Consider the following 19342-nt stretch of genomic DNA (forward strand, 5'->3'; position numbering starts at 1 on the left):
GCTGATTGGTTATTTCAGCCTTGGGAGACCCCTATGATTCATCTTTCCAATATCACCAAGCAGCACGGCTCCAAGGTGCTGTTCAAGGACGCGAGCTTCCAGATCCTTCCCGGGACCCGGGCCGGCCTGGTCGGCCCCAACGGCGCCGGCAAGACCACCATCTTCCGGATCATCACCGGTGAGGAGGAGGTCGATTCCGGCGAGATCACGGTGGGGAAAAAGACCACCATCGGCTACTTCTCCCAGGACATCGGCGACATGGCCGGCCGCTCCGCGCTGGAAGAGGTGATGGCGGTCTCCGCAGAAACCGTTCGGCTCGCCGCCGAGTTGAAGGAGATGGAAGAGCAGATGGGGACCGACATCTCTCCCGACGAGATGGAAGCCCTCCTTGCCCGCTACGGCGAGGCGATGGAGGAGTTCGAGCACCGCGGCGGCTACGATCTCGATTCCCGTGCTAAGGAAGTCCTCACCGGCCTCGGCATCGGACCCGACCGCTACCATAACCCGGTCGAATCCTTCAGCGGCGGGTGGCGCATGCGCGTGGCGCTGGCCGGCATCCTGACCCTCCAGCCGGACGTCCTCCTCCTGGACGAGCCGACCAACCACCTCGACGTCGAGTCCATCGTCTGGCTCGAGGAGTGGATCGCCAGCGAGTACAAGGGCGCCCTCCTCATGACCAGCCACGACCGCGACTTCATGAACCGCGTGGTAAACCGCATCGTGGAGGTGGCCAACAAGACCATCACCACCTATAACGGCAACTACGATTTCTACGAGAAAGAGCGCGATATCCGCAAGGAGCAGCTTCTGGCGAGCTACAAGCGTCAGCAGGAGATGCTCTCCAAGGAAGAGGAATTCATCGCCCGCTTCGCCGCCCGCGCCTCACACGCCGCGCAGGTGCAGTCGCGCGTGAAGAAGATCGAGAAGATCGAAAGGATCGAGATCCCCGCCGAGGATAAGGTGGTCCGCTTCGAGTTTGCCGAACCGCCCCGCAGCGGCGATGACGTCGTGGTCATGAACGGCCTCGCCAAGAGCTGGACCAACCCGGACGGAACCCTGCATCCCGTTTTCTCCGGCGTTACCGGCACCATCAAGAGGCTCAGCAAGATCGCGGTGGTCGGGGTGAACGGCGCGGGTAAATCCACCTTCCTCAAGACCATCGCCGGCGAGACCGAGCCGACCGCCGGCACCGTGAACTTGGGGGCCAACGTCGAGCTCGGCTACTTCAGCCAGCACGCGATGGAGATCCTCGACCCGAAGAAGACCATCTTCGAAACCGTCCAGGACGTCATTCCGATGGCCACCATCGGGGTGATCAGGAACCTGCTCGGCTCCTTTCTTTTCCAGGGGGATGACGTCGACAAGCGGATCGAGAACCTTTCCGGCGGCGAGAAGAGCCGCGTGGTGCTGGCGACCCTGCTGGCGCGCCCGGTCAACTTCCTGGTGCTGGACGAGCCGACCAACCACCTGGACATCAAGTCGCGCGAGATCCTCCTCGACGCCCTGTCGGGCTTCACCGGCACCGTCATGCTGGTGAGCCACGACCGTCACTTCCTTCGCAAGCTCGTCGACCGCGTAATCGAGGTCGACCACGGCGAGATGCGGCTCTACGAAGGGAACTACGACTACTACCTGTCCAAAGTCGGCGGCGTCCTCCACTAATCTATACCCTCGCCCCTTCAGGGGTGGCCGAAGGCGGTATTTGCTATACCCTCGCCCCTTTAGGGGAGAGGGTGGCCGAAGGCCGGGTGAGGGCGGTTTATTCCTGTTTGCCAGACCCTGGCCTCCATGCTATAAACCATGCATTGTGCCCGCGCAGTGGCGGGAAATTACTTTCGATTCCAAGGAGAGCAGAACATGGCAAAGAACCCGGAAATGACCTTCAAATACGTCTTCACCTATGATTACAGCCCGGTCTATGTCAACGGTGCCCATGGCGGCGTCTCTCCCCGCGGCGAGCTGATCATGAACTTCTACCTTGAGCGTCAGCCGCTCCCGAACGCGATTTCCCACGAGATCACCCAGACTGGTACCATCGGTGACGAGACCGGCGTGGAGCCGGCGGACCTTGGCCGCAGCATCGTCCGGCACGTCACCAACGGCGTGGTGGTGAATTACCAGACCGCACGTGACCTTCACTTCTGGCTCGGCGAGAAGCTGAAGGAGATGGAGGCCCTCGAGCAGGCCAAGCTGGCCATGGCCATGGAGCAGGCTGGTATCAAGACCCAGGCCACTCACTAAATTCCGTAGGTCGTAAGAAAGGGGCGACACCAACCTTGAGCCGGTTTCGGCAAGGGTGGGTCGCCCCTCTCTTTTTCCGCCGCAGGCCACTCCGCTCGCCCCTATTCATCATCTTCTCTCGCCCCCATCAGGGGAGAGGGGCAGGGTGAGGGGGCGGTTCAGGCGGTGGAGGAAAACCTCCCTCACCCGGCCTTCGGCCACCCTCTCCCCTGAAGGGGCGAGGGTATATTTCTGAAGAGGTATATCGATGTTGCCACAGCGCTCGGTCGGAGCTGAATCGGTCAGGATGATTGAACTTGGGCATCCCTGGATCATCGCGGATGCCTACACCAAGAAGTGGCCCGCCGGGGAGGCGGGAGACCTCGTCGAACTGGTCGATCCGGCCGGACGTTTCCTGTCCACCGCCCTTTTGGACCCTGCCGACCGGATCGTCGCCCGCATCCTCTCCCGCCATCCCATGCGTCTCGACCGGGGATGGATCAAGAAGCGTCTGGAGCGGGCGGTAGCCATCCGGCGCGATCATGTCGATCTCACCGACACCGATGCCTACCGGCTGGTGAACGGCGAAGGGGACGGCTTCCCGGGGCTGACCGTGGACCGCTACGGCGACTACCTCATGATCCAGCTCTACTGCAACGGGTGGCGCAAGCACCTGAAGCTGGTGACCCAGGCGCTGGACGAGCTCCTCGCACCGGCAGGGATCTATGAGAAGGGGCGGCCCCAGAAGACCAGGGAACTCGAGGCGGAGAGGGAGGACAAGAAGTACGGAAGGCTTCTGACCGGCTCCCCCGCTCCCGACCCGTTGCTGGTCATGGAAAACGGCCTGAACTACCGGATCAGCCTGGAGCGCGGCCTCAACACCGGCCTCTTTCTCGACCAGCGGAACAACCGGCGTGACCTCGTGACGCGGGTGAAGGGGAAGCGCTTTCTCAATCTCTTTTCCTACACCGGCGCCTTCTCGGTGGCGGCGGCCTCGGCCGGAGCCAGCCTGGTTACCAGCGTCGATGCCTCCTCGACCTACATGGAGGTCGCCCGCGAGAACTTCAACGCCAACCGGCTCAACCCCAAGCGGCACGAGTTCCTGCTCGGAGATTGCCTGGCGGTACTCGACGACCTGGCCAAGCGGGGAAAGGTCTACGACGTCATCCTGATGGATCCCCCCTCCTTTTCCACCACCGCGAAGAGCCGGTTCACCACCCGCGGCGGCACCTCAGACCTCGTTGCCGCCGCGCTGAAAATCCTGAAAAACGGGGGGCTCCTGATCGCCTCCTCCAACCATCAGAAGGTCGATGTGGCGGAGTACCTGAAGGAGCTCCGCCGCGGGGCGCTGCAGGCGGGGAGCTCGCTGGATGTCATCGCCTTGCACGGCCAGCCGGAGGACTTTCCGTACCCGGTGACCTTCCCCGAGGGGCGCTATCTCAAGTACGCGATCTGTGTCAAAGGGGAGGGGATGTAGTGGGCGGGCCCGACGGGGGAATGGGCCACGAGCTGACGGGCGTGCGCCTCGCCCCCACGCTCCGCACCATGCGCGTCCGCCTGGGACTCGACACCTAACCACTCATCTAGCCACCGATCTAGCCGACCATCTAGCCACCTAGCCGACCATCTAGTCATCTAGCCGACTCCCGCAGTGTTACCCTGCCGACTGCCAGGGGTAATTCCTGCCGACCGCTAAGCCACCTTGAACTGGTTCACCATCCGCTCCAACTCGCCGCTCAGGGTCAAGAGATGACCGGCAGCCCGGGCGGCTTCCTGCGATCCCGAGGCGGTCCTGGTGACGATGTCCGACATCGAGTTGAGGTTGCGGGAGCTCTCGTTGGTGGTGGCGCTCTGCTCTTCGGCAGCGGTGGCGATCTGTTCCGTCTTCAGTGACACGGTCTTTATCTGGTCCATGATCCGGCTCAGGGCGTCGTTCGAGCGCGCCGCCTCCTCGCTCCCTTTTTCCACCTCCCGGACCCCCTCGTCCATGGCCGTTACCGCGGTCAACGTTTCCTGTTGCATGCTCCGGATCATGTCGCCGATCTCGCGGGTGGCCTTGGTGGTCCGCTCCGCCAGCGCGCGCACTTCGTCGGCGACCACGGCGAAACCGCGACCCTGCTCGCCGGCCCGGGCCGCCTCGATGGCGGCATTGAGGGCGAGAAGGTTGGTCTGGTCGGCGATATCCTCGATGGTGTTGATGATGGCGCCGATCTGTTCGGAACGCTGGCCGAGGGATGCCGCCGTACCGGCGGTGAGGCGGACGCGCTCGGCGATACTGTTCATGATCTGGATGGTGGCGTTGACTACCTCGGCGCCGGTGTAGGCCGCGTCGCTCGCCATGTTGGCTTCCTGGGTCAGCTCGACACAGTTGGAGGAGATGTCGGCGGAGGTTCCGGACATCTGCTCACTGGCGGTTGCCACGGTGACACTCTGGCTGGTCAGCTCGGCCATCCCGCTCGCCATCTGCTCCGAGGTGCGGCTCAATTCGCGCGCGGTGCCGGCCACGTCGGTGGTGGCAAGACTCACCCGCTGGACCATCTCTCCCAGGGTCACCCGGACCTTCTCGGCGCTGGCCCCGATCTTTCCGAGCTCATCCGCGCGGGTCCAGACGGCCGGGACGGAAAAGTCGCCGCGCTCGAGGTTGCCGAGGCTTTCCACCAGCCGCTCGGCAGGGGCGACGACGAGCTTCTTGATGAGATAGCCGATCACCCCGATGGTCACCACGAGGGCCACCAGCATGTACACCAGGCACTCGTTGATGCTGCGGTAGCCCCTCTTTTGGGCGGTCGTCCCCATCTGCTCCGCCGTCGCCATGACCCGGGTCGAGGATTTCTCCAGAAGTTCCGTGGGGGGGCGGTCCATCCCCGCCACCGCCTGATCCCCCGCATGCGGGACGAAGCCGGCCTCCTTGAAGGCGGCGAGACCCTTGCGGTAATTGACCCCCATTTGCCGGTGCGCCTCCAGGAACTGCTCGATGAGGGCGCGGGCCTCCGGATCGTCAAGGCGCTTGGTAAGGTCCTTTCCTTCGGCCTGGACCTCCTGTTCCTTTTTCTCGAAATTCCCCCAGTACTTTTCCAACTTCGCCGGGTCATTCCCCCTCAGGAGAACATCCTTCCACTCCTGCACCTGCTTTTTGAAGTCCAGGGTCATCTTGAGGACGGCGAAAGTGTTCGCGTTTCCCTGTTTGACTTTGCTCCCCAGGGTCGTGATGCTGTTCCACGAACTCCATAGCCCGAACAGACCTCCTGCCAGCACTACAACGACCCCCAGACCCATGATCGCCGAAAGCTCAGCGCGGATGGTTCTCATGTTCAACCCCCATAAGAAATATTGGCAACTAGCTCTTATTTCGGAATTTGCAGCCGCAACTTTAGGTCGGTTTGAAGAAGATAATGTTGCGAATGTGTTACAACGGGGGAGGCTTCGGACGGAGGTGAGGGGGAGGGGGGGACACAAAAAAATCCCCCGGGAGTTTTCTCCCAGGGGATCTTTCTTTGAGGGCGATGTTCGGAAGGTGTGCCGGGGAGCCCTCTATCCCCCTGACGGCGCGAGCCTAGTAGACGATGTTCCTCTTGGGCGCGCTCCCTTCCACGATGCGGGCGAAGTTTTTCCCCTGGTCGGCGTTGATCAGGAGGTAACGGGGGAGCTTCATGACGGAATCCCGGGAGGTGGCGTGGTGCGCCTCGATGGTGAAGGTCGCCCGGTAGCCGGCCTCGGTGGCCTTCTTCAGGAGATAGTCGTCATAGATCCCGAACGGCCAGGCCAGCATGTCGACGGTGCCGCCCAGTTTCTCTTCCAGGCGGGCCTTCGATTTCTTGAGCTGGGTGTTGACCGACTTCTCGAACTCGGCCGGAGTCATCTTCTTCTTGTCCTTCTTGAAGTTGGGGTGCCAGAAGGTGTGAGACTGGATGTCGAAGCCGTTTTTCTTGAGTTCCTTCAGCTGTTCCCAGGTCATGGCGTATTTCGCATTGGAGATGGCGGAAGGGTAGACGAAGACGGTGACCGGAATGTTGTATTTCTTGGCCAGCGGCAGCATGTCGCTGTAGACCGACTTGTGCGCATCGTCCTCGACGATGACCACCGATTTCGGCCCGGGTGCGGGGCCCTTCTTGTAGTAGTAGTCGACCAGGGTCTTCAGCGGGATCACGTGGTAACCGTTGGCCTTCAGGTACTTCAGGTGCTCCTCGAAGACGGAGGTCTTGATGGTCATGCCGTCGACGACGGCGGGTCCGAGGCGGTGGTAGAGGAGTATCGGAACGTTCAGCCCCTGGGTGAGGGCCGGCTGGTTGGTTTTGATTTGGGGCTGGGATGCCTGGACGCCGATTGCCGCGAAGAGGACGGCGATCAGTACCAGGAACAGGATTCGGCTTTTCATCGTGGGGGAAACCTCCGCTGTATCTGTGTATGTGATGCCCGGCCGGGCCGAGCAACTCCCTACCTTAGCAGAAACGCGTGAAATGTGAAACGCCGAATTCGTTCACTCTTATTTCACCCTCGGTCCCCGCCCATGGATAAGAATACCCTCGCCCTTTAGGGGAGAGGGTGGCCGAAGGCCGGGTGAGGGAGGTGACGGGGCCAGGGAAGATTAAAAAAGGGGAGAGGGCGCCGTCCCGGCGACGTGTGCCTCGCGGTACAATTGTCTGTATGCATGGAGCGTCATGCAGATTCCCAAGCACACTCAGGAGGAGACATGGACTCGTACCAGGTAACCTGCCGGTCCTGCGGGGCGTCAAACCGCATCCCGGCCGATAAGGAAGGGGTAGCCGGCAAGTGTGGAAGCTGCAAGGCCGACCTTCCCCCGCTCTACAGCCAACCTCAAGCAGGCAACGCCGAGACCTTCGACCGATTCGTCGCGAGCTATCCGGGACCGGTGCTGGTGGAGTTCTGGGCTCCCTGGTGACCGCACTGCGTGAAATTCGCACCGGCGGTGCGAACGGTTGCCGAAAAACTGGCAGGAAGCGCGGCGGTCCTCCAGGTCAACAGTGATGAGAATGCCGACCTCTCCTCGCGGTTCGGGGTGAGGGGTATCCCGGTGCTGTATCTCCTCGACCATGGCCGAGTGGTCGGTTCCTTGGGAGGTGCCCAGAGCGCCGAAGCGGTAGTTGATTGGTTCAGGCACCAGCTGGGTGGCCAACGATAGTACCGGCGGCAGGGTCCGCCACGCTGACAGGTCGACGATGTACCGCGAAAGGGGGATTTTCCAAAGGAAGATCCCCCTTTCTTCGTTAGGGAAGATAAGGGGGATCGGGGAGGGGAGGGGGGGAAACCTTCAGTTCTCGCCGATGTTGGTGCCCCGGCCGTAAACGGTCACGTTGTTGTCCGCCGCGGAGGCACTCATGGTAACCTTGCGGGGGATACCGGACGAGTCGAGGAGAAAACTGTCCACCTCGGTGGCGGAGCCCCCCTCGCCGGTGGCGACCGAGTTGATCTCGAGGGTGGAGTAGCCGTTGAAATCGGGCTTGAGCTCCCAGCCGACCGTCACCGTCGAAAAATCGCTCCCCTCGAAGACTCCCAGTGTCCCGCGTTCTCCCACTCTCATGAGGGCGGGGAAAGGGGCCTGTGATATCGGGACGTAGGTGATCCCGCTGTTGAAGACCACCTTGTAGATGCCGCTGCCGTCCAGCCTGAAGTACCGGGTGCTCATGCTGATGACGGGAACCCCTTCCCCGGTCTTCAGGGTGATCACCTCGCGTGACCTGGTGAGGGTCCGCCCCTCCAGGATGCGCAACCCGTCGGCGAGCAGGAGGTACGACCCCGTCCAGGGCTCGCCGTTCAGGTCGGAGCCGACCAGGTTGCGGACCTTGAAGGCGGAGCCGGCTGCCAGCCCGAGGTAGACGCTACGGAAGGGGGCGAGACTTACCACCGTCCCCTCGCGGGTAGCGGTCCCCGCGGTACCCCCGGTATCCTTGCTGCTCCCGTTGGCTTCCAACGTCGCCGTTTCCGGCCTCCGTTCGAAGGGCTCCTTCCCGTCGTCCTTTTCAGCCATGGCCACGCTCCTGTAAGACTACCTGTGGCGGTCCGTCATGATGCAGGTCTGCGATCTCGCTGATTAGGGAATTGTCATAATGGTACACCGGTCTTGCGGAATGCCAAGGGTTTCCAAGGGGAAGGGTTGAATTTTCTGGATTCTCTGTAAGAATAACCCTCTAAGATTCATCTCAAGGCCGTTATCGTTTGGGTGGATGCCACTGGGGAACCTCCGATAGTGACAGCAGGGTTGAATTGATCCGCTTTGATTGTGATTTGATACATTGAGACAAGGAGCCCCATCGATGAAAAACCCTGCCAAGTTCAGTCTGCTTTTTTGCTGTGCGGTCCTTACCGCGCAACTGGTTCTGCCGGCACCCGGTATCTCAGAGGAAGTAACATTTCCGGAAGGAACGGCAACGAGCTCTGAAAGCTGTGGCAAGTGCCACCAAGCCATCTACCGTGAGTACGCCTTCGGCTTCGGCAGCGACACCGTCGCCGTTCCTACCACGCTTCCCGGGCGCCCCGACCAAAAGCTCGTCATGCCGTCATCGGTCTCCGCCACGGCCACCGCCCATGCGATAGCCGGGGTCGATCCCTATCCCATTCACGCGAGGGATGCGGAGGAGAGCGGGCGGGCCTGCAACGTCTGCCACTTCCCGCAGCCGTTCGACCTTCCCCACCTCGGCGTTTCCGAACTAATCAAGCCGTACGGGCGGGATGCGAAGCTGCAGGGGGGAGGGCTGACCTGTGCGAGCTGCCACCTCACCCGCGACAACAAGATCAGGGGGCCGCACGGGGTGAACGCCCCGCACGCGACCGTGGAAGAGCCGGCGGTGAGGACGGCCGCCATGTGCGCCTACTGCCACAGCCTCGGGAAAAGGGTGGTGGGGAAGCAGACCCAGACCTTCCTTGAGTGGCGCGAGGACTTCATGGCGCCCGGGCTCGGGAGCCAGCACTGCCAGGACTGCCACATGCCGCGGACCATGCGCAAGACCGCGGAGCAGTACGATGTCCCGTTGCGGCCGGTGGCGCGGCATCTCTGGACCGGGGGGCGCTCCCACCAGCGGCTGGCGAGCGCACTGAGCCTGTCGATCACCCAGGAGGGGGCGGGAGGCTCCAGGCTAGGCTTCCACGTCATCAACATCGGGGCGGGGCATTCGGTTCCCACCGGCTCCAACCGCCGGGCCATTTACCTGAAGGTGGAGGTGCAGAACCGGAAGGGTAAGACGGTCCAGCGCAAGGAGTGGATGTTCGCCCCCTGGTACGGCAACCGGCCGGACGACCGGAAGTATTTGGAGGAAGACAAGACGCGTCCGGACGCCGTCGCCGCCATGCAGGCCGACGCCCAGGGGCCTCACGAGGAGATCATCCGGGCAGGCGAGGAACGGGTCCTTCCCTGGGAGCCCGCGCTCAAACCGGGGGAGTACACCGTGAAGGCCCGGCTGATCTACGACCTCAACCGCTATAACAGCCGCGCGTTCAAGGAGGACCAGACCGAGATCAACAGCACGCAGTTGCCTCTCAAGGTCAAGAAGAGCTCGTAGCCTCCGCACCTCTTCGCCTCGCCTTCGAAGCCTCGCAATACGGCCTGCCTCCCCCTCCCCCGGAATCTTCCTCCGCGGGAGGGGGAGGCGGTCTGCGTTAGAGGGCGAGCGCTTCGTTCCTCATTTCTTCCATATTTGCTCCCTATTTCGCTGCTACTGTCGAGTCGTTCAAGGGAGTTGCGTCTCCTCGAAATGAGCGGTGCCGACTTATCACCCCCCGGTAGTAGACACCGCCCGCAGACGATAAATTTTTAACATGTTTGACATAATGAAAATTGACATACCGCCGGGCCTTCTGGTAGCTTCCGATGATTATCCGCTCGATGTGCCCGCTGTTCTGCGACCTCCAGAAAGAGAGAAAGTACCATGACGATCCCAGCTGAAAATCCGACCCCCGGCCATCCTTCCGCCCCGGATCAACCCACTCCTGTGCGTTCCCGGCGCAGCTGGTGGTATGTGGTCCTCGCGGTAGCGCTGCTCGCCGGGGGAATCTATATCCTTTCGGGGAGGGCCGGGGAGCCCGGGGCGAAGAAGGGGGCCAAGCCGAAGGCTCCTCCCGCGCCGGTCCTTGCCCAGCCTGCCCGCAAGGGGGACGTGGGGATCTATCTCAACGGGCTGGGGTCGGTGACCCCCCTCAACACGGTGACGGTGAAGTCGAGGGTCGACGGCCAGCTGATGGAGATCCGTTTCCGGGAGGGGCAGATGGTGAAGCGGGGCGACCTTTTGGCCGTCATCGATCCGCGTCCCTTCCAGGTGCAACTCGCCCAGGCCGAGGGGGTGATGGCGCGCGATACCGCCCTGCTCAAGAATGCCCAGGTCGATCTGCAGCGTTACCGTCAGCTCTGGGCCCAGGACTCGATCCCCAAGCAGCAGCTCGATACCCAGGAATCGCTGGTCCGCCAGTACGAGGCGGCACTCAAGGTCGACCAGGGGCAGATCGACGCGGCGCGCCTGCAGCTTGTCTATTGCCGCATTACCGCTCCCGTCTCCGGACGCGTTGGCCTCAAGCAGGTGGATATCGGCAACATCATCCACGCAGCCGACGTGAACGGTCTCGTGGTCATCACCCAGGTGCAGCCGGCGACCGTCGTCTTCCCGATTCCGGAGGACAGTCTGCAGCCGGTGCTCGCCAAGCTGAAAACCGGGGCCAAACTGCCGGTGGAGGCGTACGACCGGGAGATGAAGCAGAAGCTTGCGGTGGGATCGCTGCTCACCGTGGACAACCTGATAGATCCCACCACCGGCACCGTCAAGTTCAAGGCGGTCTTCCCGAACGAGCACAACGAGCTCTTCCCGAACCAGTTCGTCAACGCCAAGCTCCTTTTGGAGATCAAGCGGCAGTCGGTACTGGTGCCCACCTCAGCTATCCAGCGCGGGCCGCAGGGGACCTTCGTCTACCTGGTGAAGCCCGACAAGACCGTCACGGTGCGGCCGATAACCATCGGTGCCACCCAGGGCGACGACACCTCGATTACCGCGGGGCTCAACGAGGGTGAGCTGGTGGTGGTGGAAGGGGCCGAGCGGTTGAGGGAAGGCGCCAGGGTCGACCTGAGGCAGCCGGGCGCCGGTGGCGGTGGCCGCGGGCAGCACGGCGGCCACGGCACGGGCGGCATGGGCGGCACGGGCGGTCAGCCTGGTCAGCCTGGTCAGACTGGTCAGACGGGTCAGACGGGTCAGACGGGTCAGACGGGTCAGACGGGCGCCAGTGCACCTTACGGGCAGTCGCGATGAACATCTCCCGTCCCTTCATCCTGCGGCCGGTGGCGACCACGCTCTTGATGATCGCCATCCTGCTGGCGGGAGCCACCGCCTATCGGCTTTTGCCGGTCTCGGCGCTCCCCCAGGTCGACTACCCGATCATCCAGGTCCGCACCTTCTATCCCGGCGCGAGCCCCGACGTCATGGCCACCTCGGTCACCGCGCCGCTCGAGCGGCAGTTCGGGCAGATGCCGGGGCTCACCCAGATGACCTCCACCAGTTCCAACGGGAGCTCGGTCATCACCATGCAGTTCACCCTCGACCTCTCCCTGGACGTCGCCGAGCAGGAGGTGCAGGCCGCCATCAACGCGGGCTTCACCTACCTTCCCAAGGATCTCCCCAACCCGCCGGTCTACAGCAAGGTGAACCCGGCCGACACCCCGATCCTCACCCTCGCGCTCTCCTCGGACACGCTCCCCCTGCCGCAGGTCGAGGACCTCGCCGACACCCGCTTCGCCCAAAAGATCTCCCAGCTTCCCGGCGTCGGCCTGGTCAGCATATCCGGCGGCCAGCGCCCGGCGGTGCGGGTGCACGCGAACCCCACCGCGCTCGCCTCCTACGGCCTCACCATGGAGGACTTAAGAAGCACCATCACCACGGCCAACGTGAACCAGGCCAAGGGCGGCTTCGACGGCCCCCGCCAGGCCTACATCATCGGCGCCAACGACCAGCTCTACTCCAGCAAGGACTTCCAGCCGCTGATCGTCGCCTACCGTAACGGCGCCCCCGTCAAGCTGACCGACGTCGCCCAGGTCATCGACGACCCCGAAAACGTCAACCAGGCCGCCTGGATGAACGAGACCCCCGCGGTCATCGTGAACATCCAGCGCCAGCCGGGCGCCAACGTCATCGAGGTCGTCGACCGCATCAAGCGCCTCCTCCCTCAGCTCCAGAGCTCGCTGCCGGCCTCCATCAAGGTCCAGGTCCTCACCGACCGCACCACCACCATCCGGGAGTCGGTGAAGGACGTCGAGTTCGAGCTCTTCCTGGCCGTGGTGCTGGTCGTCATGGTCATCTTCCTGTTCCTCCGGTCGCTGCCGGCCACCTTCATCCCGAGCGTCGCCGTGCCGCTGTCGCTGGTGGGGACCTTCGGGGTCATGTACCTCCTCGGCTTCTCGCTCAATAACCTCTCGCTGATGGCGCTCACCATTTCCACCGGCTTCGTGGTGGACGACGCCATCGTCATGATCGAGAACATCTCCCGTTTCGTGGAGGAGGGGGAGAAGCCGCTCCAGGCGGCCCTCAAGGGGGCGAAGCAGATCGGCTTCACCATCCTGTCGCTCACCATCTCGCTGATCGCCGTCCTCATTCCGCTTCTCTTCATGGGGGACGTGGTGGGGCGGCTCTTCAGGGAGTTCGCCATTACGCTCGGCGTCACCATCCTGATCTCCGCGGTGGTCTCGCTGACCCTTACCCCGATGATGTGCGCGCGCCTCTTGAAGCACGTCCCGGAGGAGAAGCAGGGACGCTTCTACCACGTCACCGGCCGCCTCTTCGACCGCATCATCGAAAAGTACGGGAAGTCGCTCCAGTTCGTGCTGAAACACCAGGGGGCCACGCTGGTCGTGGCGGTCGCCACCCTGGTGGTCACCGTCCTTCTCTACATCTACATCCCCAAGGGATTCTTCCCGGTGCAGGATACCGGCGCCATCCAGGGGATCTCCGAGGCGGCGCAGTCCATCTCCTTCAGTGCGATGGCCGAACGTCAGCGGGCGCTCGCCCGCGTCATCCTCCAGGACCCGGCGGTGGAGAGCCTCTCCTCCTTTATAGGAGTCGACGGGACCAACACCACCCTCAACTCCGGCCGTATCCTCATCAACCTGAAGCCCCTCGCCGACCGCGACCTTTCCGCCAGCGAGGTGATCCGCAGGCTGCAGCCGAAGCTTGCCGAGGTCCCGGGAATCCAGCTCTTCATGCAGCCGGTGCAGGACTTGACCGTGGACGCCCGGGTGAGCCGTACCCAGTACCAGTACACCCTCGAGGACCCCAATACCGAGGAGCTCAAGCGGCTCGCGCCCAAGGTGGTGGAGGTGCTCTCCCAGCGCCCCGAGCTGCGGGACGTGAGCTCCGACCAGCAGGACCTGGGGCTGTTGATGTCGCTCGACATCGACCGCGCCACCGCCTCCCGCCTCGGGATCACCCCCCAGGTGATCGACGACACCCTCTACGACTCCTTCGGCCAGCGGCAGATCTCCACCATCTTCACCGACCTGAACCAGTACCGGGTGATCCTCTCGGTCCAGAACCAGTTCCAGGAGGGGCCGGCCGGGCTCTCTTCCATCTACCTCAAGGGAAGCGGCGGGAGCATCCCGATCTCGGGGCTCGCCCGCCCGCGCGAGGCGACCACGCCGCTGGTGGTGAACCGGCAGGGGCAGTTCCCCGCCGTCACCACCTCCTTCAACCTCGCCCCGGGGGTGTCCCTGGGGGGCGCGGTGGCCGCCATCGAGGACGCCACCAGGAAGATGGGGCTTCCGGCCAGCATCAAGGGGAGCTTCCAGGGGACCGCGCAGGCCTTCAAGGATTCGCTCACCAACGAGCCGATCCTGATCCTGGCGGCGCTCATCACCGTCTACATCGTGCTCGGTGTCCTCTACGAGAGCTTCATCCACCCGGTCACCATCCTCTCGACCTTGCCGTCGGCGGGCGCCGGTGCGGTTTTCTCGCTGATGGTCTGCGGAATCGATCTCAGCGTCATCGCCGTCATCGGGATCATCCTCCTGATCGGGATCGTGAAGAAGAACGGCATCATGATGGTCGACTTCGCCATCGAGGCCGAGCGGGTGGAAGGAAAGCCCCCCGAGGAGGCCATCTACCAGGCCTGTCTGCTCAGGTTCCGTCCCATCATGATGACCACCGCCGCGGCGCTTCTGGGTGCCCTTCCGCTGGCACTCTGCCACGGGGTGGGGAGCGAACTTCGCCGTCCCCTGGGGATCTCCATCATCGGCGGCCTCCTGATCAGCCAGGTGCTGACCCTCTACACGACCCCCGTCATCTACCTGGCCTTCGACCGCCTCTCCCGGAGGGTGAGGAAAGCGTCCCCCGCCGAAGCCTCCGCACCGACCGAGGGGTAGAGACCGCCGCATGAACATCTCATCCACCTTCATATCGCGGCCGGTCGCCACTATCCTCCTCACGCTGGGACTGGTGCTGGCGGGGATCATCTCCTTCCACCTTTTGCCGGTCTCGCCCCTTCCGCAGGTCGATTTCCCGACCATCTCGGTCCAGGCCGGGCTCCCGGGGGCCGACCCGGAGACCATGGCGACCTCGGTGGCGGCACCCCTGGAGCGCCAGTTCGGCCGCATCGCCGGGGTCACCGAGATGACCTCCACCAGCAACCGCGGCTCCACCAGCATCACCCTGCAGTTCGACCTCAACCGCGACATCAACGGCGCCGCCCGCGACGTGCAGGGGGCCATCAACGCCGCCCGGGGCTTTCTCCCGGCCAACCTCCCCAACAACCCGACCTACCGCAAGGTGAACCCCTCGGACGCGCCGATCCTGATCATGGCGCTCACCTCGGACACCATCCCCAAGCCCAAGCTCTACGACGCCGCCTCCAGCATCCTCCAGCAGAAACTCTCCCAGGTGAAAGGGGTAGGGCAGGTCTTCGTGGGGGGAAGCTCGCTCCCGGCCGTTCGGGTGGAATTGAACCCGCTGCAGTTAAACCGCTACGGCATCAGCCTCGACAACGTCCGCGGGGTGATCTCCGCCACCAACGTCAACAAGCCGAAGGGCTCTCTCTCCTCCAAGGACCGTACCTGGGAGGTGGGGGCCAACGACCAGCTGAGGACCTCCCAGGATTACCTCCCGCTGGTGGTCAGCTACCGTAACGGCGCCGCCGTCAGGCTCGCCGACGTGGCCAACGTCCAGGATTCCATCGAGGACATCCGCACCACCGGCCTCGTGAACGGCAAGCCGTGCGTCATGGTGATCCTCTTCCGCCAGCCGGGGGCCAACATCATCGAGACGGTGGACAATGTCCGCGCCCTCATCCCCCAGCTGAAGGCCTCGCTCCCCGGCGCCATCGACCTCTCCGTGGTGGTCGATCGCACCCCCCCCATCCGCGGCTCGCTCCACGACGTCGGCGTCTCGCTGATCGTCTCGGGGATGCTGGTCATCGCGGTGGTCTTCTGGTTCTTGAGGAACGTGCGCGCGACGGTGATCCCCGCGGTGGCGGTCGCGGTCTCCATCATCGGCACCTTCCTCATCATGTATCTTTGCGGCTACTCGCTCGACAACCTGTCGCTGATGGCGCTCACCATCGCCACCGGCTTCGTGGTCGACGACGCCATCGTGGTGCTGGAGAACGTCACCCGCTATCGAGAGATGGGGCAAAGCCCCATGCAGGCGGCCCTCACCGGGAGCCGCGAGATCGCCTTCACGGTGCTTTCCATGAGCGTCTCGCTGGTCGCCGTCTTCATCCCGATCCTCCTCATGGGCGGCATGGTGGGGCGGCTCTTCCGGGAGTTCGCAGTGACCCTTTCGGCGGCCATCATGGTCTCCCTGCTGGTCTCTTTGACCCTGACGCCGATGATGTGCGCGAGGTTCCTCAAGCCCGAGGTCCCCCGCCAGCACGGTGTCTTCTTCCGTACCAGCGAGGCGATGTTCGACTGGATGCACGGCACCTACCGGCAGACCCTGCGTTGGGCGTTGCGGCACCATCGCATCACGCTGGCGGTGATGCTCACCACCCTGGTGGTCAACGGCTTCCTCTTCTACCTGGTACCCAAGGGGTTCTTCCCCGAACAGGACACCGGGCGGCTGGCCGGAAGCATCCAGGCCGCCCAGGACATCTCGTTCCAGGCGATGAGCGACAAGCTCAAGCAGGTGGTCGCCATCGTCAAGACCGACCCCGATGTCGACTACGTGGTCGGCTTCACCGGAGGGGGAGGGGGGGCCACCACCAACACGGCGCGGCTGTTCATCTCGCTCAAGCCGTTCGACAAGCGCAAGGCGACCGCCCAGCAGGTGATCAAGCGGCTCCGCCCCAAGCTCGCCTCGATTCCCGGCGCCCCCGCCTTTTTGCAGCCGGTGCAGGACCTGAGGGTGGGGGGGAGGATCAGCAACGCCCTCTACCAGTACACGCTGCAGGGGAATAACCCGGCCGACCTCAACACGGCGGCCCAGAAGCTTTTGGGAAAATTCAGGAGCGTCCCCCAGCTCGCCGACGTCTCCAGCGACCTGCAGGACCGCGGGCGGGAGGCGACCCTGGTGATCGACCGTCCCACCGCGGCCAGACTCGGGATCACCCCCCAGGTTATCGACAGCACCCTCTACGATGCCTTCGGCCAGCGGCAGGTGGCGATCAGCTATACCCTTTTGAACCAGTACCACGTGGTGATGGAGGTGGATCCGGCGTTCTGGCAGCGCCCGGAGACCCTGCGCGACATCTGGGTCCCGGCCGCGGGCGGCACCCTGGTCCCGCTCGCCTCCTTCACCCACTTCGAGCCGTCGGCCTCGGCGCTGGCGGTCAACCACCAGGGGCAGTTCCCTTCCATAACCCTCTCCTTCAACCTCGCCCCCGGGGTCGCTTTGGGAGATGCGGTCAAGGCCATCGACCGGGCCCAGCGCGAAGCCGGCATCCCGGCCGGGGTGAGGGGGAGTTTTTCGGGAACCGCCCAGGCCTTCCAGGCCTCGCTCGCCAACGAGCCGCTCCTGATCCTGGCCGCCTTGATGACGGTCTACATCGTGCTCGGGGTCCTCTACGAGAGCTACATGCACCCCTTCACCATCCTCTCCACGCTCCCCTCCGCCGGGGTGGGGGCGGCGCTGGCGCTCATGCTCTTCAACACCGACCTGAGCCTGATCGCCATGATCGGCGTGATCCTCTTGATCGGCATCGTGAAGAAGAACGGGATCATGATGGTCGACTTCGCCATCACGGCGGAGCGGACCGAGGGGAAAGGTCCCGAGGAAGCCATCTACGAGGCGTGCATGCTCCGCTTCCGCCCGATCATGATGACCACCATGGCGGCGCTTTTCGGTGCGGTACCGCTGGCGCTCGGGATGGGGGTGGGTGGAGAGCTGAGGCGCCCGCTCGGCATCTCCATCGTCGGGGGGCTCATCTTCAGCCAGGCGCTCACCCTCTACACGACGCCGGTCGTCTACCTCTACATGGACCGCCTGAGGATCTGGATCGACCGCAAGCGGGGGAGAAGCGCCTCGAGAAAACAGTACGAGGAGAGCCGGGCGCAGGTGACGCCGGACGGGGAATAAACCCCCCTCACCCGGCCTTCGGCCACCCTCTCCCCCAGGGGGGCGAGGGTATACGTGATACCCCCTCGCCCCTTTAGGGGAGAGGGGCCGGGGTGAGGGAAGATTCTGACGATCACCGCATGAGGATCGATATTATGACGACATACAGCACCAGGTGGTTAGTGACCGCAGTGGCTCTCGCCTCCCTCCTTTCCGCCTGCACGGTCGGGCCCAACTACGTGAAGCCGGAGCCGTTGCCGAACGAGCCGATGCCGGCCGCCTTCAAGGAAGCGGCCGGATGGAAGGTCGCCACTCCCAAGGATGACGCCATCCCCCAGAAGTGGTGGGACGCCTTCAACGATCCGGTCCTGGCCGCGCTCGAGGAGCAGGTTTCGGTCTCCAATCAGAACCTCAAGGCGGCGGAGGCCCAGGTGCGCCAGGCCCGGGCCCTGGTCCGGGAGGCAAGAGCGGGCTACTTCCCCACCGTCACCGCCGGTCCGTCGATCAACACGGGCTCGAAGAGCAGCACCACCGGCACGAGCAAGATCGTCACCGATTACTCGCTTCCCGTCGATCTCTCCTGGGAGGCCGACGTCTGGGGGCGCATCCGCCGCACGGTGGAAGCGAGCAGCGCCAACGCTCAGGCCACCGCGGCCGACCTGGCCGCCGCCCGGCTGAGCGCTCAGGCGCTGTTGGCCGAGGACTACTTCCTCCTCCGCAGCCAGGATGTCCAGAGGCAGTTGCTCGATGACACGGTGGCGAGCTACCAGCGGGCCCTCCAGCTGACCAAGAACCGTTACGCGAGCGGGGTGGCGGCCAAGTCGGACGTCCTGCAGGCGCAAACCCAGTTGAAGACCACCCAGGCGGCGGCCATCGACCTGGCGGTGCAAAGGGCCCAGCTTGAGCACGCCATCGCCCTCTTGATCGGCAAGCCCGCCTCCACCTTTTCGCTCCCGGTGGCCCCGATGGCGAGCCAGTTCCCGGACATCCCGCTGGGGCTTCCCTCCCGGCTTCTGGAGAGAAGGCCGGACATCGCCGGCGCCGAAAGGAGGATGGCCTCCGCCAATGCCCAGATCGGCATCGCCCAGGCCGCCTATTACCCGGACCTCCGTTTCTCCGCCTCGGCCGGTTTCGAGGCTCTGACGCTGGCGAGCTGGTTCAACTGGCCCAGCCGCTTCTGGGCGGTCGGGGGAGCCCTCACCGAGACCCTCTTCGACGGTGGGCTCAGGAAGGCCCAGACCGAGGCCGCCCGGGCAGCCTACGACGCCACGGTGGCCAACTACCGCCAGACGGTGCTGACCGGTTTCCAGGAGGTGGAGGACAACCTGGCCGCCCTGAGGATCCTGACGGCGGAGGCCCAGGCCCAGGACGAGGCGGTGAAGGCTTCGCTGGAGACCCTGGCGGTGACCAACAACCAGTACCAGGCGGGGATCGTGAGCTACCTCAACGTGGTGGTGGCCCAGACCACGGCGCTCACCAACCAGCGGACGGCCGCCCAGATCCAGGCCCGCCGCCTGAACGCCACGGTCCTCCTGATCAAGGCCCTGGGAGGGGGCTGGGACGCCTCCTCCCTCTAAGACGAAGAGTGAACTTGTCATCATCCGCGTAATGGGGTACTATCCGTCGTCATGCCACGCCCTGCCACCCGACATAAT

At 64.1% G+C, this 19342-nt stretch carries 12 protein-coding genes; 9 read left to right on the forward strand and 3 right to left on the reverse strand.

All coding sequences use genetic code 11. The annotated features are described in order from the left end of the window. Positions 1 to 33 precede the first annotated feature (33 nt). The 3 genes from ACYVL5_RS14665 (at position 34) to ACYVL5_RS14675 (ending at position 3697) form a co-directional block, all read left to right on the forward strand. Positions 34 to 1662, forward strand: coding sequence for an ABC-F family ATP-binding cassette domain-containing protein (locus ACYVL5_RS14665; RefSeq protein ID WP_460596323.1), 1629 nt, complete (start codon positions 34 to 36; stop codon positions 1660 to 1662). Positions 1663 to 1857: 195 nt separating this feature from the next. Then, positions 1858 to 2241: a hypothetical protein gene (locus ACYVL5_RS14670; protein WP_460596324.1), complete on the forward strand. Its 384-nt coding sequence runs from the start codon at positions 1858 to 1860 to the stop codon at positions 2239 to 2241. Between the two features lie 247 nt (positions 2242 to 2488). Continuing rightward, positions 2489 to 3697: a class I SAM-dependent rRNA methyltransferase gene (locus ACYVL5_RS14675; RefSeq protein WP_460596325.1), complete on the forward strand. Its 1209-nt coding sequence runs from the start codon at positions 2489 to 2491 to the stop codon at positions 3695 to 3697. A 215-nt stretch (positions 3698 to 3912) separates the two neighbouring features. Here the strand turns inward: ACYVL5_RS14675 and ACYVL5_RS14680 are convergent, their stop codons facing one another. Together ACYVL5_RS14680 and ACYVL5_RS14685 are read right to left on the reverse strand one after the other, a co-directional pair. Beyond that, positions 3913 to 5529 (reverse strand): methyl-accepting chemotaxis protein, encoded by a 1617-nt coding sequence (locus ACYVL5_RS14680; protein ID WP_460596326.1) that lies wholly within the window; start codon positions 5527 to 5529, stop codon positions 3913 to 3915. A gap of 244 nt (positions 5530 to 5773) precedes the next feature. Then, positions 5774 to 6595, reverse strand: coding sequence for a polysaccharide deacetylase family protein (locus ACYVL5_RS14685; RefSeq protein WP_460596327.1), 822 nt, complete (start codon positions 6593 to 6595; stop codon positions 5774 to 5776). A 315-nt stretch (positions 6596 to 6910) separates the two neighbouring features. Between ACYVL5_RS14685 and ACYVL5_RS14690 the strand changes: the two genes are divergently transcribed. Beyond that, positions 6911 to 7360, forward strand: a complete 450-nt coding sequence (locus ACYVL5_RS14690) for a thioredoxin family protein (protein WP_460596328.1) — start codon at positions 6911 to 6913, stop codon at positions 7358 to 7360. Between the two features lie 129 nt (positions 7361 to 7489). Here the strand turns inward: ACYVL5_RS14690 and ACYVL5_RS14695 are convergent, their stop codons facing one another. Then, positions 7490 to 8206 (reverse strand): hypothetical protein, encoded by a 717-nt coding sequence (locus ACYVL5_RS14695; RefSeq protein WP_460596329.1) that lies wholly within the window; start codon positions 8204 to 8206, stop codon positions 7490 to 7492. A 286-nt stretch (positions 8207 to 8492) separates the two neighbouring features. On the opposite strand from ACYVL5_RS14695, the gene ACYVL5_RS14700 reads away from it, so the two are divergent. The 5 genes from ACYVL5_RS14700 (at position 8493) to ACYVL5_RS14720 (ending at position 19264) form a co-directional block, all read left to right on the forward strand. Further along, positions 8493 to 9734: a hypothetical protein gene (locus tag ACYVL5_RS14700; RefSeq protein ID WP_460596330.1), complete on the forward strand. Its 1242-nt coding sequence runs from the start codon at positions 8493 to 8495 to the stop codon at positions 9732 to 9734. A gap of 456 nt (positions 9735 to 10190) precedes the next feature. After that, entirely contained in the window at positions 10191 to 11465 is a 1275-nt protein-coding gene (locus tag ACYVL5_RS14705) for an MdtA/MuxA family multidrug efflux RND transporter periplasmic adaptor subunit (protein ID WP_460596331.1), read from the forward strand. Continuing rightward, positions 11462 to 14563 (forward strand): MdtB/MuxB family multidrug efflux RND transporter permease subunit, encoded by a 3102-nt coding sequence (locus tag ACYVL5_RS14710; RefSeq protein WP_460596332.1) that lies wholly within the window; start codon positions 11462 to 11464, stop codon positions 14561 to 14563. Before ACYVL5_RS14705 ends, ACYVL5_RS14710 begins: the two co-directional genes overlap by 4 nt. A gap of 10 nt (positions 14564 to 14573) precedes the next feature. Further along, a complete protein-coding gene (locus ACYVL5_RS14715) occupies positions 14574 to 17708 on the forward strand; it encodes a multidrug efflux RND transporter permease subunit (protein ID WP_460596333.1) in 3135 nt (1044 codons plus the stop codon). Between the two features lie 134 nt (positions 17709 to 17842). Continuing rightward, a complete protein-coding gene (locus tag ACYVL5_RS14720; protein WP_460596334.1) occupies positions 17843 to 19264 on the forward strand; it encodes an efflux transporter outer membrane subunit in 1422 nt (473 codons plus the stop codon). Positions 19265 to 19342 lie beyond the last annotated feature (78 nt).

Source organism: Geomonas sp. Red276 (genome assembly GCF_054784495.1).